Here is an 18,735-nt window from a genome sequence, read left to right on the forward strand (position 1 = left end):
CATCCTGTCCGGCGGAATTTTCATTGGCGCGACGAACATAACGAACGGTTATGCGATTCGCGAAAAAAGGTCATTTTGCATAACTTTCCGGATTGGCTAAAGTCGTGCCATCCACTTCGCGAAATACCTATCAGGAGACGCCCGATGGATTCCCCCACGATCCTCACGCCGCGCGACTGGCCGTCGCATCCGGCCTATGTCCACCCCGAGTACCGTTCGTCGGTGAAGCGCGGCCCGACCCGCCCGCTGATCCCGCTGAAAGAGAAGCTGCGCGACCAGTACGCGCCCGTCTACGGCGCCGAAGATCTCGGCGCACTCGACCATGACCTGACGAAGAACGCCGTGAAGAACGGCGAGCCGCTCGGTGAGCGCATGGTCGTCACGGGCCGCGTGCTCGACGAAGGCGGCAAGCCCCTGCGCAACACGCTCGTCGAGGTGTGGCAGGCGAACGCGGCCGGCCGCTACGTGCACAAGGTCGACCAGCACGATGCGCCGCTCGATCCGAACTTCCTCGGCGCGGGCCGCTGCCTGACCGACAACGAAGGCCGCTACCGCTTCCTGACGATCAAGCCCGGCGCTTATCCGTGGGGCAACCATCCGAACGCGTGGCGCCCGAATCACATCCATTTCTCGCTGTTCGGCGACTACTTCGGCTCGCGTCTCGTCACGCAGATGTACTTCCCCGGCGACCCGCTGCTCGCGTACGACCCGATCTTCCAGGGTACGCCCGAGGCCGCGCGCGATCGCCTGATCTCGCGCTTCTCGATGGACATCACCGAAGAAGGCTATGCGCTCGGCTACGAATTCGACATCGTGCTGCGCGGCCGCGACGCTACCCCGATGGAGCGCTGAACCATGACGACGCTGAAGCAAACCCCTTCGCAGACGGTCGGCCCGTACTTCGCGTACGGACTGTGCCCGCAGCAATACGACTACGACCTGAAGAGCCTGTTCACGCCGACGATCGCCGCGGCACACGCCGAAGGCGAGCACGTGCTGCTGGTCGGCCAGGTGTTCGACGGCGACGGCAACGTCGTCGGCGACGCGGTGCTCGAATTCACGCAGGTGGACGGCGCAGGCCGCTACCCCGCGTCGCGCGACGACATCGCGAAATCCGGCTTCACGGGCTTCGCGCGGGTCGGCACCGGCACCGATGCGCAGCAGCGTTTCGTCGTCGAGACGGTGAAGCCGGGCCGCATCGCCGCCGACGAAGCGCCGCACATCAACGTGACCGTGATGATGCGCGGGATCCTCACCCATGCGTTCACGCGCGTGTACTTCGACGACGAAGCCGCCGCGAACGCGGCCGACCCCGTGCTGAACGCGGTGCCGGCCGAGCGCCGCGCGACGCTCGTCGCGAAACGCGACGCGCAGCCGGGCCGTCCGGTCGTCTACCGCTTCGACATCCGCATGCAGGGGCCGGACGAAACGGTGTTCTTCGACGTGTGACGCGCGTGCCGGCGCACGCCGGCTTCGCCCGCTACCGCACCGCCGCGTGGCGCGATACCAACAGGCATCGCGTCACGCGGCGTTTTTCATGCTCTGTCGCAGCATTCGATGCTGCGGCGCATCGCGCCGGGCCACGGTTATCGATGCCCGTTGCCGCACGCTTCCGCCCCCTGAATCAAACGCGCGATTGAAACGGATGCTGCGACAGCACATAACTCGTCGGTCCGGCAGGATATCGTTTGCGCGTTATGCGGCGTATTCTTCGTTATCCTCAACGCGCAAGCGGGATTAAATCCGAATCAGCAACAATTACGCATGTCATGCACGACACGGCCCGGCCGGCCGTGCGCGCATTTTTCTGACCGAGTGCCTTTAAACGCGTCTGACCGAAGTTGGCAGGCGCGTATTTTTTGGCGGCAACCGCTGCACGGGCGTGGCGCGCGCCGATTCGATCCGGTTAGCGCCGAATCTCCAGATAGCGGCTCGGCGTGTCGCCCAGAATGCGGCGAAACGCCGACGTGAACGCGCTGGCGCTCGCGTAGCCGAGATCGAACGCGACGCGCGTTACCGGCTCCCCGTCGCTCAGGCGTGCAATCGCCGCGAGCATGCACACCTGCTGGCGCCATGCGGCAAAACTCACGCCCGTCTGCGCGCGAAACTGCCGCGTGAACGTGCGGCGGCTCACGCCTGCATCGGCGGCCACCTGGTCGAGATCGGCCGCGATCGACGGCGACGCGAACAGGTGGCGGCACACCTTCGCCAGCCTTGCATCGGCCGGCAGCGGCGCATGCAGCGACAGGCGCGGCATCGTCGCGATCTCCGCGACCAGCAACGCCATCAGCTTGCCCGCACGCCCGTCGACGTCATACAGGGCCGGCAGGTCGACCGCATCGTCGATCAATTGCCGAAGCAACGCCGATACGCCATAGACGCCGCACTGCTCGGGCAAGCCCGCTTCCTGCGCGGCGTCGCCGGACACGAACGTGTTGAGCATCATGACCGGCCCGGTCATCGTCATTTCGTGCCGCACGCCGGCCGGCACCCAGCACGCGCGCTGCGGCGGCACCAGCCAGCGCCCGTGCGGCGTCGACACGCTGATCGTGCCGCGCGACGCGAACGCGAATTGCCCGCGCCCGTGCGCGTGCTCCGGAAACGTCGTGCCCGCCGCATAGTCGTTGGCGGTCACGACCACGCTCCGGGGAATGTTTTCGTAGGGATCTAGCAGCGTATTTCTCACGGCCCGAATTCCATCATCAATGACCCGATATCGAAGGCGGGTCTCCTTCGCGCGATCTACGATCCGCTCCACCCTTGCGCGACCTGACGGCCGCAAGACCCGTCGGCCTGATCGGCCGGATTACCACTGCATCGGAGCGGACATGCCGAATACGTTTCATCGCGTGGGGGACGGCCCCCATCCTGTTCTTGTACTGCCCGGCTGGTTCGGCGACGCCCACGCGTTCGCACCCGTCGAAGCATGGCTGTCGCGTGAGCACTTCAGCTATGTATTCATGGACTACCGAGGTTACGGCCGCATGCGCGACGCAGCGGGCGACTACACAATCGACGAGATCGCCGCCGACGCGCTCGCGCTGGCCGACGCCCTCGATTTCGCGACCTTCAGCGTTGTCGGTCACTCGATGGGCGCGATGGCGGCCGAGAAGCTCGCCGTCATGGCGCCCGAGCGCGTGCGTTCGCTGGTGCCGATCACGCCCGTGCCTTGCGGCGGCCTGCCGTTCGACGCGGACAAACGCGCGCTATTCGAGCGCGCCGCCGACCACGTCGCCGATCGCCGGACCATCATCGATCGCAGCACCGGCGGCCGGCTGCCCGCCGCCTGGGTCGAGTGGAAAGCCGCGTATTCGGCAGCCCGTTCGTCGCCGCCGGCGTTCGGCGCGTACTTCCGCGCGTGGGCCGATACGGATTTCAGCGACGAGATCGCCGGCATCCATCCGGTGAAAGTGCTGATCGGCGAGCACGATCCGGCGTTCGACGCGGCGCTGATGGCCCGCACCTACCTGCGGCGCTATCCGCTCGCCACCGTGAACGTGCTGCGCAATGCGGGCCACTATCCGATGAACGAGACGCCGCTCGCGCTGGTCGCGGCGATGGAAGCGTTCCTGCTCGCCGCGACGGCGAGCCGCGCCGGCAACCACTGACGACCCGCGGCGCGCAAGCAGCATGGCGGTGGCGCGCATCACCGCAGCATGAACGACATCGCCGACAAACTGTTCAGCGTGCGCACCGCATGCTCGACCGAAGGCCCGTCGAAGCGCAGCGTCACCGCATCGACGCGCTCGAGCGACGGCAGCACGCAGAACAGGTCGGCCAGCGCCGCCGTCTGCACGCGCAGCGTGCAAGCGGCCGGCACGGGCCGATGGGCGCCGGCGCGCACGCCTGCCGACAGTGCCCGCACGACCGTTTCGCGCGCAGCGGTTGCGATCCGCGCACAGGACGCGGCGGGCGTGAGCGTATCGCCGCTCGATGCGCCGCTGGCTGTCTTGACCGTCTCGAAATGCGCGTCCGGAAACAGCGGCTGCGTTTCCTCCGCGAACACGTCGTCGCCCGTGGCCAGCGCGACGTGCGCGCCGTATTCGCGCGCCAGCGCGCCGTACAGCCCGGCTTCGCCGAGCTCGACGCCGTTCAGCCACACCTGCGTGAACGCGAAGCTGTTGATCGTGTGCGCGAGCACGCCGCGCGCCTGCGATTTCGCGTGATAGCCGATCATGAACACGAGATCGGGCTGCTGTTCGAGGCCCGCCATCATCCCGAGCGTGCGCGGCTTGCCGAGCACGACGCGCGCACGCGCATCGAGCCCGTCGGGCAGCAGGTTGCGGTAACCGCCGTGCGAATCGTTGACCCACACGGCCTGCGCGCCGCCCATGAGCGCGCCTTCGATCGCCGCGTTCGCCTCGGCGGTCATCCAGCGGCGTGCGCGCTCGTATTCCGGATTGCCGGCGCGCGTCTGCTCGGCGGCGAACACGCCGGCGACGCCTTCTATGTCGGTCGAAATCAGGATCTTCATGGCTGGCTAAAACGTCCTTCGTGGCCTTCGTTGAACAGGCGATCGAGATCGGGCACCGCATCGCGCAGCGATTGCCGCACGTGGCCGTCGCGCCCGGCCACCGTCACGGCCTGCAGCAATGCATCGGCGATCGCGTGCTCGACGCTTTCGGCCGCGGCCATGAACAGCGGATCGAGTGCCGCGTCGGCCACGAGGGCCGGCAGCGCGATGGTCGACGCGTCGTGCGCGATCGTGTATGCAGTGGAGAATGCGAGCGCGATGTCGCCGCTGCCGTGCCCGTAGACCGAGCCCGTGCGGGCCAGCCCCGCACCCGCGCGGCGCGCGAGCCGCGACAGTTGTCGCGCGTCGAGCGGCGAATCGGTGGCCAGCAACAGGATGATCGAGCCCTGCTCGGGTGGCGCCGCGTGCGCGGCCTCGGCCGCACGCCGTTGCGCGACGATGCGCCCGAGCGGCACACCGCCGAGCGTCAGCATCGGCAGCCGGCCGAAATTCGCGAGCACGAGCGCGCCGACCGTATAGGGCCGGCCGGCCGCGACGGCGACGCGCGAGGCCGAACCGATCCCGCCTTTCAGGTCGAAGCACGACATCCCGCGCCCGGCCCCCACCGCGCCGCGTACGACGTCACGCGACGCCGCGCGGCACGCGTCGTCGTAATGCGCGGCCGTGACCGCGAACGCCTGGATATCGTTCAGATAGCCGTCGTTGCATTCGAACACGAGCGGGTTGACGGTCGACCAGTCGCGGCCGATTGGCGGATTCGCCGCGATCGCCGCGCGGATCTGCGCCTGCGCGACCGCGCCGACGCCGAACGTATTGGTCAGCGCGATCGGCGTATCGAGCGTACCGAGCTCGTCGACCTGCACGAGCCCGACGCTCTTGCCGAATCCGTTGATCACGGCAGCCCCCGCCGGCACCTTGCTGCGGTACACGTCGCCCGGATGCGGCTTCACGACGGTCACGCCGGTCTGCACGTTGCCCGTATCGAGCGTGCAATGGCCGACCGTCACGCCCGGCACGTCGGCGATCGTGCCGCGCGGCCCGGCCGGCAGCGTGGCCGCCCACATCGGTGCCAAGTGCATCAGCGGCGCTCCAGCTTCGGATCGAGCGCGTCGCGCAGCCCGTCGCCGAGCAGGTTGAACGCGAGCACGGTCAGGAAGATCGCGAGGCTCGGGAAGATCGCGATGTGCGGCGCCGTCACCATGTCCGCGCGCGCCTCGTTGAGCATCGCACCCCACTCCGGCGTCGGCGGCTGCGCCCCGAGCCCGAGGAACGACAGGCTCGCGGCCGTGATGATCGACGTGCCGATCCGCATCGTGAAGTAGACGACGACCGACGACACGGTGCCCGGCAGGATATGCCGCATGATGATCGTCCAGTCCGACGCGCCGATGCTGCGCGCGGCCTCGACATAGGTCATGTGCTTGAGCATCAGCGTGTTGCCGCGCACGAGCCGCGCGAACGCCGGAATGCTGAAGATCGCGACCGCGCAGATTACGTTGACCATCCCGTTGCCGAGGATCGCGACCACGCCGATTGCGAGCAGGATGCCCGGGAACGCGAACAGCACGTCGGCCACGCGCATCGTGATGCGGTCCCACCAGCCTTCGTAGTAGCCGGCGAGCAGCCCGAAGAACGTGCCGATCACCGCGCCGAGCGCGACCGAGAAGAAGCCGGCCGCGAGCGAGATGCGCGTGCCGGTGACGATCCGGCTGAAGATGTCGCGGCCGAGCGAATCGACGCCGAACCAGTGCACGGCCGACGGCCCCGCGTTCAGCGCGTCGTAGTCGAAATAATTCTCCGGATCGAACGGCACGATGTGCGGGCCGACGAACGCCAGCACGACGAGCGCCAGCACGAAGCCGCCCGCGACGAGCGCGACGGTCTGCTTGCGGAACTTGCGCCAGAATTCGCGCCACGGCGTGCGGATCGCGGCGGGTGCGGCCGGCGCCGCGGTCTGGACTGTCGCGTTCATGCGCGCCTCACTTGAACCGGATGGTTGGGTTGATGACCGCGTACAGCACGTCGACGGTCAGGTTGATCAGGATGAACTCGAGCGAAAACAGCAGCACGATCGCCTGGATCACGGGGTAGTCGCGCATCGTCACCGCGTCGACGAGCAAGCGCCCGAGCCCCGGCCAGTTGAACACGACCTCGACGACGATCGAGCCGCCGAGCAGGAAGCCGAACTGCAGCCCCATCATCGTGACGACCGGGATCATCGCGTTGCGCAGGCAGTGCTTGAGCACCACCATCGGCTCGTGCACGCCTTTCGCGCGCGCGGTGCGCACGAAATCCTCGTTCAGCACCTCGACGAACGACGCGCGCGTGAAACGTGCCATCACGGCCGCGACCGCGGCGCCGAGTGTCAGCGACGGCAGCACGTAGCTCTTCCACGAGCCGTCCGGCACGACCGGCAGCCAGCCGAGCTTCACCGAGAAAACTTCCATCAGCAGCATGCCGAGCGCGAACGCGGGAAACGAGATGCCCGACACCGCGAGCGTCATGCCGAGGCGGTCCGGCCAGCGGTTGCGCCACACCGCCGACGCGATCCCGATCGCCATCCCGAAGGCCGTCGCCCACACCATGCTGACGAGCGTCAGCATCAGCGTCGGCATGAAGCGCTCGCCGATCTCGGTCGAGACCGGCCGCTTGCTGCGTGTCGACATGCCGAAGTCACCGTGCGCGATCTTCGTGAAGAAATTCACGAACTGCGCGGGCAGCGGCCGGTCGAGGCCGAGATCGGCGCGCACGAGCGCGACCGTCGCGTCGTCGGCTTCGGGGCCGGCCGCGAGCCGCGCCGGGTCGCCCGGCAGCAGGTGCACGAACAGGAACACCAGCACCGCGACGATCGCGAGCGTGGGCAGCAGGCCAAACAGGCGTTTGACGAGAAAATTCAGCATGGGGCACCGATCGGGTCAATGCGCCCGCTGCTTGCGCAGCAGGCGCCGCGTGACGGACAAGCCACTGTCATTTCAGCGAGATCTCGTCGAAGTTGAACGAACCGTCCGGCATCACGTACGCGCCCTGCAGCCGCTTGCTGCGCGCATACACGATCTTCTCCTGCACGAGGAAGATCCACGGCGCATCGGTCCAGATCTGCTTCTGCGCATCGGCGTAGAGGTCCGTCTTCTTCGCACGGTCGACCGTTTCCAGCGCCTTCGCGAGATCGCCGTCCACCGCGTCGCTCTTGTAGTACGCAGTGTTCACGAGCTTCGGCGGCGCCGACGCACCGGCCAGCAGCGGCGTGATCGCCCAGTTCGCCTCGCCGGTCGACGACGACCAGCCGATGTAGTACATCCGCACCGGTGCCTTCGCCGGATCCGGCGCGCTCTCGACCTTCGCGACGCGCTCGCCGGCTTCCAGCGCCTGCACCTGCACCTTCACGCCAACCTGCGCGAGCTGCTGCTGCACGAACTGGATCGCCTTCTGCGACGTCGAGTTGTTATACGCGGACCACAGCGTCGTCTCGAAGCCATTCGGATAGCCGGCCTCCTTCAGCAGCGCGCGCGCCTTCGCCGGGTCGTACGGCCACGGGCCCAGCTTCGTCGCAAAATCGACCCCTTGCGGCACCACGCCGGTGGACGGCGTCGCAAAGCCGGCGAATGCAACCTTCGCGAGCGCTTCCTTGTTCACCGCGTAGTTCAGCGCCTGGCGCACCTTCGGGTTGTCGAACGGCTTCTGCTGCATGTTCAGCGACACGTAGCGCTGCACGATCGACGGCCGCTCGACGATATCGACCTTCGGGTTGCTCTTCAGGTCGGCCGCCTGCTCGAACGGGATGCGAAACGCGAAATCGGCTTCACCCGTCTTGATCAGCGCCGCACGCGTGTTGTTGTCGACCACCGGCTTCCAGTCGATCGCGTCGATCTTCGGGTAGCCCTTCTTCCAGTAGCCGGCGAACTTCTTCACCTTCAGGTCGTCGGTCTGCTTCCACTCGACGAACTCGAACGGGCCCGTGCCGACCGGATGCAGCGCGATGTCGCGGCCCCACTTCTTCAACGCGGCCGGCGAGATCATCACGGCCGACGGGTGCGCGAGCGTGTTGATCAGTGCCGAGAACGGCTCGCGCAGCGTGATCTTCACCGTGTACGGATCGACCACTTCGGTCTTCTCGATCACGCGGAACATGTTGTAGCGCTTCAGGTGGTTCGCGGGATCGGTCACGCGGTCGAAGTTCGCCTTCACGGCCGCCGCGTTGAAATCGGTGCCGTCGTGGAACTTCACGCCCTGGCGCAGCTTGATCGTGTAGGTCTTCGCATCGGGGCTCGCGTCGTAGCTGGTCGCCAGCACGTTGACGAGCTTCATGTCCTTGTCGAAGCCGAACAGCCCCTGGTAGAACGACTTGACGACGGCCTGCGACACCGTGTCGTTCGCGTCGTACGGATCCATCGTCGTGAACGTCGAATCCACCGCCATCACCGCGGTCTGCTGCGCGAACGCGGGCACCGCGGCCGACAGCGCGAACGCGCCGGCAAGCGCGACGAAACACGCGCGCGGACGAAACATCGGAAACGGATGCTGCTTGGTCATTTTGCTGGGCTCCTATCGGTGAATCGGTGACGCCTCACGGGCGTTTCGGTTTCGACTTCCTGCAAGCTCGCGCATCGCCGTGGCGATGCATTCCTTCAGTACGCGCCGCCGACGCGGTGCGTTGCGACGTAATGATCGGGGCCGACCGCGACGAGCGGCGCGACGAGCGGCTCGTCGCCGATCGTGCGGATCGGGCTGGGAATCTCGTCCGCCGCGAGCTGGCGCGGCGCATGCCGGCGCGCGGGGTCGGCCACCGGCACCGCGCTCATCAGCTTCTTCGTGTACGGATGCTGCGGCGCCTCGAACACCGCGCGGCGCGGGCCGATCTCGACGATCTGGCCGAGATACATCACCGCGACGCGATGGCTGATGCGCTCGACAACAGCCATGTCGTGCGAGATGAACAGGTACGCGACGCCGAGCTCGCGCTGCAGGTCGAGCATCAGGTTGACGATCTGCGCCTGCACCGACACGTCGAGCGCCGACACCGATTCGTCGGCGATCACGACCTTCGGGTTCAGCGCGAGCGCGCGTGCGATCGCGATCCGCTGACGCTGGCCGCCCGAGAATTCATGCGGATACCGGCGCGCGGCCTCGGGCGGCAGGCCGACCTTGTCGAGCAGCCAGTCGACGCGCGCCTGCGCTTCGCGGCCGCTCGCGACACCGTGCACGAGCAGCGGCTCCATGATCGAGAAGCCCACCGTCAGGCGCGGGTTCAGCGACGCGAACGGATCCTGGAAGATAAACTGGATGTTCCGGCGCAGCGCCTGCAGGTCCGGGCCTTTCAGCGCGCTGATGTCGCGGCCGTCGAACTCGATCGAGCCGCTTTGCGATTCGACGAGACGCAGCAGCGAGCGGCCGGTGGTCGACTTGCCGCAGCCCGATTCGCCGACCAGCGCAAGCGTCTCGCCCGCGCGCAGTTCGAAGCTCACGCGCTCGACCGCATGCACATACTGCGATACACGGCCGAACACGCCGCTCTTCACCGGGAAGCGCGTCACGAGATCGCGCACGCGCAGGATCGGCGACGCAGACTGATCGACGGGCGGCTGCGCAGCGTCGTTCGCCGCCGGAGCGGGCGCCGCTACCGCCGCGCTCGCACCATCCACCTTCAGCAGCGGGAATTTCTCGGGCGCATCGGTGCCCTGCATCGACCCGAGTTTCGGCACGGCCGCGAGCAGCGCGCGCGTGTAGCGATGCTCGGGTGCCGCGAAGATGCGATCCGATTCGCCCTCCTCGACCTTCTCGCCGCGATACATCACGAGCACGCGGTCGGCCACTTCGGCCACCACGCCCATGTCGTGCGTGATGAAGATCACGCCCATGTTCATTTCGTCCTGCAGCCCGCGCACCAGTTGCAGGATCTGCGCCTGGATCGTCACGTCGAGCGCGGTCGTCGGCTCGTCGGCGATCAGCAGCGAGGGCCGGCACGACAGCGCCATCGCGATCATCACGCGCTGCCGCATCCCGCCCGACAACTGGTGCGGATAGCGCGCGAACACGCGGCGCGCCTCCGGAATGCGCACGAGGTCGAGCAGCCGCAGCGTCTCCGTACGCGCTTCCGACATGCTTTTCGACTGATGCAGCGCGATCGCCTCGCTGATCTGGTCGCCGACCGTGAACACCGGGTTCAGCGACGTCATCGGCTCCTGGAAGATCATCGCGATATCCGCGCCGCGAATGCCGCGCATCGTCGCGCCGCTTGCCTGCGCAAGATCGACGAGCGCGCCGCCGCGCCGGCGGAACGCGATCCGGCCATTCGTGATCGCGCCGCCGCCGTGCTCGACGAGCCGCATCAGCGCGAGCGACGTGACCGACTTGCCCGAGCCCGATTCGCCGACGATCGCGAGCGTCTCGCCGCGATCGACGTGAAACGACACGTTGCGCACTGCGTCGAACGTCGCGCCTTCACGGCGGAACGTGACCGACAGGTCGTCGACGGCCACCACGCGCTGCTGGGGCAACACCAGGCCCGACGGGTTACGGCTCGAAGTCATCGTGGATCTCCTCCTCGTGCAGTCCGGGGTCAGGCCGTGTCGTCGTCGCGATAGATGCCGACGACCGGCGCTTCACCGACGCGTGCGTAACCGCGGTACATCCCTTCGGTGTTGAACGGCATCGCGACGTTGCCCTGCGCATCAACCGCGATGATTCCGCCGCGGCCCGCGAGGCGCGGCAGCTTGTTCATCACGACGTCGTGCGCGGCGTCGGCGAGCGACGCGCCGCGATACGCGATCTGCGCGGCGACATCATGCGCGGTCGCGAGCCGGATGAACATCTCGCCGGTGCCGGTCGACGACACCGCGCAAGTCGCATCGTCCGCATAGCAGCCCGCGCCGATGATCGGCGAATCGCCGACACGCCCCGGCTGCTTGTTCGTGATGCCGCCCGTCGACGTTGCCGCCGCGATATGGCCGTGCCGGTCGCACGCGACCGCGCCGACCGTGCCGTGCTTGCGGTCCGGATCGAGCGGTTCGGCCGGCTGCGGCTGCGGCTGCGATTTGCCGAATGCGAGCGACGCCGCGTCGTGGTCGAGCATTGTGCCCGCCGCTGCGCGCGCCCTGACCCACTGCGCGCGGCGCGCCTCGGTGTCGAAGTAGCCCGGTTCCGCGAGTTCGAGCCCCTGCGCGGCCGCGAACGCATCGGCGCCCTCACCCGCGAACAGCACGTGCTCGCTCGCCTCCATCACGCGCCGCGCGGCAAGCACCGGATTGCGCACGCGCGTCGCGCAGCAGATCGCGCCGGCGCCGAGCGTCGCGCCATCCATGACCGCCGCGTCGAGCTCGTGCTTGCCTTCGGCCGTATAGACGGCGCCGCGCCCGGCGTTGAACAACGGACAGTCCTCGAGCATCCGCACCGCGACGGTGACGGCGTCGAGCGCGCTGCCGCCGTCGGCCAGCACCTGCTGCGCGGCCGTCAGGATCGCAGTCAGTTCGGCACGGTACTGACGTTCGGTGTCGGAATCCATCGCATCGCGCAGGATCGTGCCTGCGCCGCCGTGAATCGCAACGATCGCGGGTGAAGTCATGTTTTTTTCGGACGGTGAGAAGAAGGGTTGGCGGCCGGCAGCGTCGCTTGCGGCTGCACGAGCCACGGCAGCAGGAATTCAGTCATCTCGGCGGCGGATTTCGCAGACCGGTGCGTGCGCAGCGCGACCGCGTCGATCAGCGCCTCGATCATCGCGAGCACGGCCGCTTCCGACGTGGCCGCGAAGCGCCGCTCGGCCTTGACGTACAGGTTCAGCGAGGCGATCGGCGCAAGCGGCGATTGCGGGCCGTCGGAGATACCCAGCACGCGTGCACCGCGCGCCGCCGCGCGACGGGCGAGTTCGATCGTGTCTTTCACGTAGCGCGGAAACGCGAGCGCGATCACGAGATCGCGCGAGTCCGCCGTATAGAGGCGCCGCGCCGCGTGCGACGGGCCGCCGAGCAGCGCGAGCGACTGCACGCTGTCGTGGCAGACGGAAAGCCCGTGCTCCATCAGCCCGGCGAGAAACGCGCTCGATCCCGCACCGAGGATCAGCACGCGCCGCGCGCCGACGATCGCCTCGACCGCGGCTTCGACATCGGCCGCGTCCAGTTGTGCGCGCGTGTTCTCGATGTTCGCGACGGCCTGGTCGAAGACCGCGTCGATCCAGGCAGCACCGCGTACGCCGGGCTCCTGCTCCTGCGCGGAACGCAGCCGCTCGACCGGGCCGAGCGTCGCCTCGAAGCCGCGCACGAGCGCAGCGCGCATCGCCGGATAGCCGTCGAAACCGAGTGCCTTCGCGAAGCGGTTCGCGGTCGCGATCGACGCATTCACGGCCTGCGCGAGTTCGTCGATGCGCATCGTCGCCGCGCGGAACGGATTCGCGAGCACGAACTCGCCCATGCGCCGGTGGATCGGCGTCATCAACGGCATTGCCGACGCGATCCGCTCGGCGATCGCGGATTCGTCGTGACTGGCGTCGTGCGGAACGAGAGACGTCATGCGAAGGGTGGTTGCAAGGATGATGAAAATGAATTTACACAACTCCAATCCCGAAAAGAAATAAATTTTCATCAGGGTTGTCACGCCTCATCTCGCGCGCTGCGATCGCCCGATCGCTCGCACACCCCCGCCGCACGGGCCTCTGGCATGTGATCGCCGGCCGTCGCCACGTGCATCGCGGGCCCCCATCCATCGGGAAAACCCCGAGCAAGTTCGTTCGAATGCAATTTCACGTTGACCGGATTCGAATTCGAACATAGGATGTTCGAAAATGATCAGTCGTCAGATAACATTGGTCTTCAATGACGATGACATGCTCGCTCGAACACCGTCATTCCGATGTGAAGCGGGAAAATCGGCGCGCATCAAGATCGGACATCGTACAAATAAAGCGAAACAGGCCGCCCCGAACGGACGGTCGTCATGGATCGGGCCGGCGCCGCGCGCCGGCCCTGCCCGACAGGAGACAGCAGTGAAGACAGTCAAGGCGTTGCGCTGGTGGATCATCGTGCTCGTATGTCTCGGCACGATCCTCAACTACCTCGCACGGAACTCCCTCGCGGTGCTCGCCCCCGAGCTGAAGCAGGTCTTTTCGATCTCGACGCAGCAGTACTCGTACATCGTCGGCGCGTTCCAGATCGGCTACACGATCATGCAGCCGGTGTGCGGCTTCGTCGTCGACCTGATCGGGCTGCGGCTCGGGTTCGCACTGTTCGCGATGCTGTGGTCGGTGGTCGGCGTCGCGCACGGCTTTGCGTCGGGCTGGCTGTCGCTCGGCATCCTGCGCGGCTTCCTGGGCCTGTTCGAAGCCGCCGCGATTCCGTCTGGGATGAAGGCGGTGGCCGAATGGTTTCCCGATCGCGAGAAATCCGTCGCGGTCGGCTATTTCAACGCGGGCACGTCGCTCGGCGCCGCGATCGCGCCGCCGCTCGTCGTGTTCCTGTCGATGCAGTTCGGCTGGCAGGCCGCGTTCATGGCCACCGGCGCGCTCGGTTTCGTGTGGGCCGCGCTCTGGTACACGCAGTACCGGTCGCCCGCCGACCATCCGCGCATCACGCCGCAGGAGCGCGCGCTGATCCGCGACGGCCAGGCGACGATGCCGCCCGTGTCGACGCGCCGCATTCGCGACGTCGTCACCGCGCGGCGCTTCTGGGCGATCGCGCTGCCGCGCTTCTTCGCCGAACCCGCGTGGCAGACCTTCAGCTTCTGGATCCCGCTGTATCTCGCAACCGAGCGCCACATGGAACTCAAGCAGATCGCGATCTTCGCGTGGATGCCGTTTCTCGCGGCCGACCTCGGCGGCATCGCGGGCGGTTACCTGTCGCCGTATCTGGCCAAGCGGTTCAAGCTCCCGCTCATATGGTCGCGCGTTGCCGGCGTCGCGCTCGGCGCCGTGCTGATGCTCGGGCCCGCGCTGATCGGGCTCGTGTCGTCGCCGTACACGGCCATCGCGCTGTTCTGCGTCGGCGGCTTCGCGCACCAGATGATCTCCGCACTCGTCAACACGCTGTCGGCCGACGTGTTCGATTCCGAGGAAGTCGGCACCGCGAGCGGCTTCGCCGGGATGGCCGCGTGGATCGGCGGGCTCGGTTTCTCGCTGCTGGTCGGCGCGCTCGCCGACAAGATCGGCTATGCGCCGCTGTTCGCGTGCCTCGGCCTGTTCGACCTCATCGGCGTCACGCTGCTCGCGGTACTGATCCGCGGGCAGTCGAAGCAGGAACGCCTGCTCGCACGGCACGCCTGACCTTCGCCTTTACCAGGAATCGCATTCATGACTTCGCTTCTTCATCCGCCCGTGTTCCGCGTCGCCGGCCAGCACGCGAACCGTGTGCTGCTTGCGTCCGACACCGGCGCGACGCTCGAGATCTTCGTGCTCGAGGACGACATCGTGCGGGTGCGCGTGCTGCCCGACGCGACGGCGCGCAACCCGCGTACGTGGACGATCGCGCCGGGCCTCGACGACGTGCCGCTCGACGGGCGCGACCGCCTCGACCTGAGCGGCTTCGCGCTGCCGGCCTACGACTTCGTCGAAGACGACAGCGACGTGCGCATCGAGACCGCGCAGGTTCGACTCGCCGTGCGCCGGCAAGGCGGCCATTGCACGTGGTCGATGCGCGGCGCGGACGGCGCGTGGCGCGTCGTGCTCGCCGACCGCGCGACGCAGGCATACAACTTCGGCTGGTGGGACGATCGCGCCTATCACTACGTCGCACGCGAGCGCGGCGACAAGGTGTTCGGCCTCGGCGAACGCGCGGGCGACCTCGACCGCACCGGTGCACGCTTCGAGATGCGCAACATCGACGCGATGGGCTACAGCGCGAAGCACACCGACCCGCTGTACAAGCACATCCCGTTCTACGTCACGTGGTCGCCCGATGCATGCCAGGGCTTCGGGCTGTTCTACGACACGCTGTCGGACTGCTCCTTCGACATGGGCCGCGAACTCGACAACTATCACGGCCCGTACCGCTATTTCGTCGCCGAACACGGCGATCTCGACTACTACTTCATCGCATCGCCCGACACGCCGCTCGCGGCCGCGCGGCGCTTCACGTGGCTCACGGGGCGCCCCGCGCGCACGCCGAAATGGGGGCTCGGCTATTCGGGCTCGACGATGCGCTACACCGATGCGCCGGACGCGCAGCAGCAGATGAACCAGTTCGTCGAACAGTGCGGCGCGCACGACATCCTGTGCGATTCGTTCCACCTGTCGTCGGGCTATACGTCGATCGGCGCGAAGCGCTACGTGTTCAACTGGAACCGCGACAAGTTTCCCGACGCGAAGGGCTTCGTGAAGCATTACCGCGACCACGGCATCCGCCTGTGCGCGAACATCAAGCCGTGCCTGCTGCGCGACCATCCTGCGTTCGAAGACGCGGCAACGCGCGGGCTGCTGATCCGCTCCGCGTCCGGCGAGCCGGCATGGGTGCAGTTCTGGGACGAGGTCGGCGCGTATCTCGACTTCACGCAGCCTGACGCATACCACTGGTGGCGCGAGCAGGTCACGTCGGCGCTGCTCGAATACGGGATCGAGTCGACGTGGAACGACAACAACGAGTACGAGATCTGGTCGCCCGACGCGATCGCGCACGGCTTCGGCCAGCCGTTTCCCGCGCGCGAGGCGAAGGTGCTGCAGACGATGCTGATGATGCGCGCGTCGCGCGAAGCGCAGCGCGCGCATGCGCCGGCGCAGCGGCCGTTCCTCGTGTCGCGCTCCGGCGGCGCCGGCATGCAGCGCTATGTGCAGACCTGGTCCGGCGACAACTACACGTCGTGGGAAACCTTGCGCTACAACCTGAAGATGGGCCTCGGGCTCGCGCTGTCGGGCGTGTCGAACATCGGTCACGACATCGGCGGCTTCTCCGGGCCCGCGCCGTCGCCCGAACTACTGCTGCGCTGGGTGCAGTTCGGCATCTTCATGCCGCGCTTCAGCATCCACTCGTGGAACGACGACGGCACCGTCAACGAACCATGGATGTATCCGGAAATCACCGCGCAGGTTGCGTCGCTGATCAAGCAGCGCTACCGGCTGCTGCCCTACCTCTATCACCTGCTGTGGCTGTCGACGACGCGCTACGAGCCCGTGCTGCGGCCGACCTTCGCCGATTTCCCCGGCGATGCGCGCTGCTACGACGAATGTGACGACATGATGCTCGGCGACGCGCTGCTCGTCGCGCCGGTCGTCGATCCAGGCCTGATGGAGCGCACCGTCTACCTGCCGTCGGGTGCGCGCTGGATGTGCTGCGCGAGCGCGCGGTCGTTCGATGGCGGCGCGAGCGTGACGCTGCCCGCGCCGTTCGACACGCCGGTCATGTTGTTGCGTGAAGGCCGCGTGCTGCCGCTGAACGTCGCGGAACAGCATTTCGGCGCGCGTGCCGACACGCGCGGTTTCCTCGTTGCGCCGCGCATCGAGGACGGCGTCGCGTACGGCGAATGCGTCGAGGACGACGGCGAGACGGAAGCATGGCGCGACGGCGAATACGGGCTGTGGCGCATCGAAACCGGCCGCGAGGCGTCGGGCGCGCTCGGCGTATCGGTGCGCTGGGCCGGCCGCCCGGCGCGCCCGGCCGATCGCGTCGAGATCCTGCTGCCCGCGTCGCTGCAGGGCCCGGTCGCCGTCCGCGGCGCGCGGGTCGAGCAGGATGCGCAGGACGGTGCGTGGCGCCGCATCGTCGTCGCATTCGACAGCTGAACCGCGTAAGCCGGGCGAGGCGGGCCGTTCATGCGGCCCGCCTCGCGCCACAGAGGAGGCGATCGAGCCTCCCGTCCACCTTGAGAAGATGACGAGATCTGGAGATCCACGATGAAAGCACCCGTCAAACGCTATGCATTCCTGATTTTATCGGCCGCGTCGCTCGGCACGACCGCCGCCCACGCGCAGAGCAGCGTGACGCTGTACGGCGTCGTCGACGATTCGCTCGCGTACGTGAACAACCAGCAGGGCCACTCGAACCTCTACCTGCGCGACGGCAACCTGTATGCGTCGAAGTTCGGGCTGCGCGGCGACGAGGATCTCGGCGGCGGTACGCATGCGATCTTCGACCTGCAGTCCGGCTTCAACCTGAACACCGGCGCGCAGGCCGCGGCCGGCACGATCTTCAACCGCCAGGCGTTCGTCGGCCTGCGCAACGATCGCTACGGCACGATGACGGCCGGCCGCCAGTACACGCCCTACTTCCTGTTCGTCGGCCCGTACGCGTCGAGCAGCTGGCTGACCGGCGCGACGGGCGCGCATCCAGGCGACATCGACGGCCTCGACACGACGATCCGCGTGAACAACTCGGTCACCTATACGTCGCCGACCTTCGCCGGGCTGACCGCAAGCACGATGTACGCATTCGGCGGCATCGCCGGCGCGACCGGCAAGGGCAACACGTTCAGCGCCGCGCTGCGTTATGCGAACGGGCCGATCGGCATCGCGGCCGGCTACCTGCGCATCAACAGCTCGGGCTCGTCGGCCGGCTTCCTGAATCCGGCGACCGCCGCATCGGGCAGCTTCGCGGTGTCCGTGCTGAACCAGGGCTACCTGACCGCAAAGGCCGTCGAGCAGGTCGCGGCGGCCGGCAACTACACGCTCGGCAACCTGACGATGGGCGTCAACTATTCGAACGTGAAGTACCTGCCCGGCAGCGGCTCCGCGTTCACGGACACGGCCGTGTTCAACACCTACGGCGCACTCGCCGCGTACCGGTTTACGCCGACGTTCTCGGTGGCCGGCGCGTTCGCGTACACCCTCGCGTCGAAGGCGAACGGCATCGACAGCGCGGCCCGCTACCAGCAGTATTCGCTGAAGGAGTCGTACAGCCTGTCGAAGCGCACGACGCTCTATGCGCTGCAGGCGTACACGCATTCGAGCGGGCAGACGCTCGGTGCGCAAGGTGCCGGCCATGTGATCGACGCGGCGCCGATCGTCGGCGATTCGCAGCAGCTCACGCCGTCGACGACGCACGGCCAGTTCGTCGGCATGGCCGGCATCGCCGTCACCTTCTGATCCATCGCGGCAGCGCCTTCGGCGCGCTGCCCCTGCCCCGGGCGACACGCATTTCGCTCATTCCACGCGTGCCGTCCGGGCGCCCGGTACACGCTCGCCGCGGCGTGTTCAGCACCCCGTCCGCCCATCTCACGAACCACGCGGGTTTTCTCGATCCCCCCAATACCTTACAATTCGTCAGTCTTTTCCCTTCTGCATGCCCCCTTCTTGCAGTCCCGACACCGCGGTACACTCGACGCACGCCGTATCAGGGTCCGACGCGCGATGCGCG

15 protein-coding genes are annotated in these 18,735 nt (G+C 67.5%); 6 read left to right on the forward strand and 9 right to left on the reverse strand.

Annotated features, from left to right (window positions below; translation table 11 throughout):
- Nucleotides 1-144: 144 nt before the first annotated feature.
- Nucleotides 145-852, forward strand: coding sequence for a protocatechuate 3,4-dioxygenase subunit beta (gene pcaH, locus B7G54_RS03755; RefSeq protein WP_085037802.1), 708 nt, complete (start codon nucleotides 145-147; stop codon nucleotides 850-852).
- Nucleotides 853-855: 3 nt separating this feature from the next.
- Nucleotides 856-1,449 carry a protocatechuate 3,4-dioxygenase subunit alpha gene (pcaG, locus tag B7G54_RS03760; RefSeq protein ID WP_085037803.1) on the forward strand — a complete coding sequence of 198 codons (594 nt, stop codon included), beginning with the start codon at nucleotides 856-858 and terminating at the stop codon, nucleotides 1,447-1,449.
- A 457-nt stretch (nucleotides 1,450-1,906) separates the two neighbouring features.
- Here pcaG and B7G54_RS03770 read toward each other — a convergent pair whose 3' ends face one another.
- Nucleotides 1,907-2,686, reverse strand: coding sequence for an AraC family transcriptional regulator (locus tag B7G54_RS03770; RefSeq protein ID WP_085037805.1), 780 nt, complete (start codon nucleotides 2,684-2,686; stop codon nucleotides 1,907-1,909).
- Nucleotides 2,687-2,828: 142 nt separating this feature from the next.
- Between B7G54_RS03770 and B7G54_RS03775 the strand changes: the two genes are divergently transcribed.
- Nucleotides 2,829-3,608, forward strand: a complete 780-nt coding sequence (locus B7G54_RS03775; RefSeq protein ID WP_085037806.1) for an alpha/beta fold hydrolase — start codon at nucleotides 2,829-2,831, stop codon at nucleotides 3,606-3,608.
- Between the two features lie 38 nt (nucleotides 3,609-3,646).
- Here the strand turns inward: B7G54_RS03775 and B7G54_RS03780 are convergent, their stop codons facing one another.
- From B7G54_RS03780 to B7G54_RS03815, 8 genes are all read right to left on the reverse strand, one after another.
- The gene (locus B7G54_RS03780; RefSeq protein WP_085037807.1) at nucleotides 3,647-4,474 is read right to left on the reverse strand and encodes a M55 family metallopeptidase; all 828 of its coding nucleotides are present in this window, start codon (nucleotides 4,472-4,474) and stop codon (nucleotides 3,647-3,649) included.
- The gene (locus B7G54_RS03785) at nucleotides 4,471-5,553 is read right to left on the reverse strand and encodes a DmpA family aminopeptidase (RefSeq protein WP_085037808.1); all 1,083 of its coding nucleotides are present in this window, start codon (nucleotides 5,551-5,553) and stop codon (nucleotides 4,471-4,473) included. Before B7G54_RS03785 ends, B7G54_RS03780 begins: the two co-directional genes overlap by 4 nt.
- Nucleotides 5,553-6,446 (reverse strand): glutathione ABC transporter permease GsiD, encoded by an 894-nt coding sequence (gene gsiD, locus B7G54_RS03790; protein WP_085037809.1) that lies wholly within the window; start codon nucleotides 6,444-6,446, stop codon nucleotides 5,553-5,555. The genes B7G54_RS03785 and gsiD overlap by 1 nt, the downstream gene beginning before the upstream one ends.
- Before the next feature lie 7 nt (nucleotides 6,447-6,453).
- A complete protein-coding gene (gene gsiC / locus B7G54_RS03795) occupies nucleotides 6,454-7,374 on the reverse strand; it encodes a glutathione ABC transporter permease GsiC (RefSeq protein WP_085037810.1) in 921 nt (306 codons plus the stop codon).
- A gap of 67 nt (nucleotides 7,375-7,441) precedes the next feature.
- Entirely contained in the window at nucleotides 7,442-9,004 is a 1,563-nt protein-coding gene (gene gsiB / locus B7G54_RS03800; protein ID WP_085037811.1) for a glutathione ABC transporter substrate-binding protein GsiB, read from the reverse strand.
- A 95-nt stretch (nucleotides 9,005-9,099) separates the two neighbouring features.
- The gene (locus B7G54_RS03805; RefSeq protein WP_085037812.1) at nucleotides 9,100-11,001 is read right to left on the reverse strand and encodes a dipeptide ABC transporter ATP-binding protein; all 1,902 of its coding nucleotides are present in this window, start codon (nucleotides 10,999-11,001) and stop codon (nucleotides 9,100-9,102) included.
- Between the two features lie 29 nt (nucleotides 11,002-11,030).
- Nucleotides 11,031-12,032: an isoaspartyl peptidase/L-asparaginase family protein gene (locus B7G54_RS03810; RefSeq protein WP_085037813.1), complete on the reverse strand. Its 1,002-nt coding sequence runs from the start codon at nucleotides 12,030-12,032 to the stop codon at nucleotides 11,031-11,033.
- Nucleotides 12,029-12,973 carry a MurR/RpiR family transcriptional regulator gene (locus B7G54_RS03815; protein WP_085037814.1) on the reverse strand — a complete coding sequence of 315 codons (945 nt, stop codon included), beginning with the start codon at nucleotides 12,971-12,973 and terminating at the stop codon, nucleotides 12,029-12,031. Before B7G54_RS03815 ends, B7G54_RS03810 begins: the two co-directional genes overlap by 4 nt.
- Before the next feature lie 472 nt (nucleotides 12,974-13,445).
- Here B7G54_RS03815 and B7G54_RS03820 point away from each other — a divergent pair, with 472 nt between their 5' ends.
- The 3 genes from B7G54_RS03820 to B7G54_RS03830 all read left to right on the forward strand — a co-directional run bounded on the left by B7G54_RS03820 (nucleotide 13,446) and on the right by B7G54_RS03830 (nucleotide 18,464).
- The gene (locus tag B7G54_RS03820) at nucleotides 13,446-14,717 is read left to right on the forward strand and encodes an MFS transporter (protein WP_085037815.1); all 1,272 of its coding nucleotides are present in this window, start codon (nucleotides 13,446-13,448) and stop codon (nucleotides 14,715-14,717) included.
- Between the two features lie 27 nt (nucleotides 14,718-14,744).
- Complete coding sequence (locus B7G54_RS03825) at nucleotides 14,745-17,165, forward strand: glycoside hydrolase family 31 protein (RefSeq protein ID WP_085037816.1); 2,421 nt, start codon at nucleotides 14,745-14,747, stop codon at nucleotides 17,163-17,165.
- A gap of 111 nt (nucleotides 17,166-17,276) precedes the next feature.
- Nucleotides 17,277-18,464, forward strand: coding sequence for a porin (locus B7G54_RS03830; protein WP_085037817.1), 1,188 nt, complete (start codon nucleotides 17,277-17,279; stop codon nucleotides 18,462-18,464).
- The last annotated feature ends 271 nt before the right edge of the window (nucleotides 18,465-18,735 follow it).

The organism is Burkholderia puraquae (assembly GCF_002099195.1).
In the GTDB taxonomy this organism is placed as follows: Bacteria; Pseudomonadota; Gammaproteobacteria; order Burkholderiales; family Burkholderiaceae; genus Burkholderia; species Burkholderia puraquae.

Coding starts and splice junctions, on each gene's coding strand:
- pcaH (WP_085037802.1), top strand. CDS start 145: ATGGATTCCCCCACGATCCTCACGCCGCGCGACTGGCCGTCGCATCCG.
- pcaG (WP_085037803.1), top strand. CDS start 856: ATGACGACGCTGAAGCAAACCCCTTCGCAGACGGTCGGCCCGTACTTC.
- B7G54_RS03775 (WP_085037806.1), top strand. CDS start 2,829: ATGCCGAATACGTTTCATCGCGTGGGGGACGGCCCCCATCCTGTTCTT.
- B7G54_RS03780 (WP_085037807.1), bottom strand. CDS start 4,474: ATGAAGATCCTGATTTCGACCGACATAGAAGGCGTCGCCGGCGTGTTC.
- B7G54_RS03785 (WP_085037808.1), bottom strand. CDS start 5,553: ATGCACTTGGCACCGATGTGGGCGGCCACGCTGCCGGCCGGGCCGCGC.
- gsiD (WP_085037809.1), bottom strand. CDS start 6,446: ATGAACGCGACAGTCCAGACCGCGGCGCCGGCCGCACCCGCCGCGATC.
- gsiC (WP_085037810.1), bottom strand. CDS start 7,374: ATGCTGAATTTTCTCGTCAAACGCCTGTTTGGCCTGCTGCCCACGCTC.
- gsiB (WP_085037811.1), bottom strand. CDS start 9,004: ATGACCAAGCAGCATCCGTTTCCGATGTTTCGTCCGCGCGCGTGTTTC.
- B7G54_RS03805 (WP_085037812.1), bottom strand. CDS start 11,001: ATGACTTCGAGCCGTAACCCGTCGGGCCTGGTGTTGCCCCAGCAGCGC.
- B7G54_RS03810 (WP_085037813.1), bottom strand. CDS start 12,032: ATGACTTCACCCGCGATCGTTGCGATTCACGGCGGCGCAGGCACGATC.
- B7G54_RS03815 (WP_085037814.1), bottom strand. CDS start 12,973: ATGACGTCTCTCGTTCCGCACGACGCCAGTCACGACGAATCCGCGATC.
- B7G54_RS03825 (WP_085037816.1), top strand. CDS start 14,745: ATGACTTCGCTTCTTCATCCGCCCGTGTTCCGCGTCGCCGGCCAGCAC.
- B7G54_RS03830 (WP_085037817.1), top strand. CDS start 17,277: ATGAAAGCACCCGTCAAACGCTATGCATTCCTGATTTTATCGGCCGCG.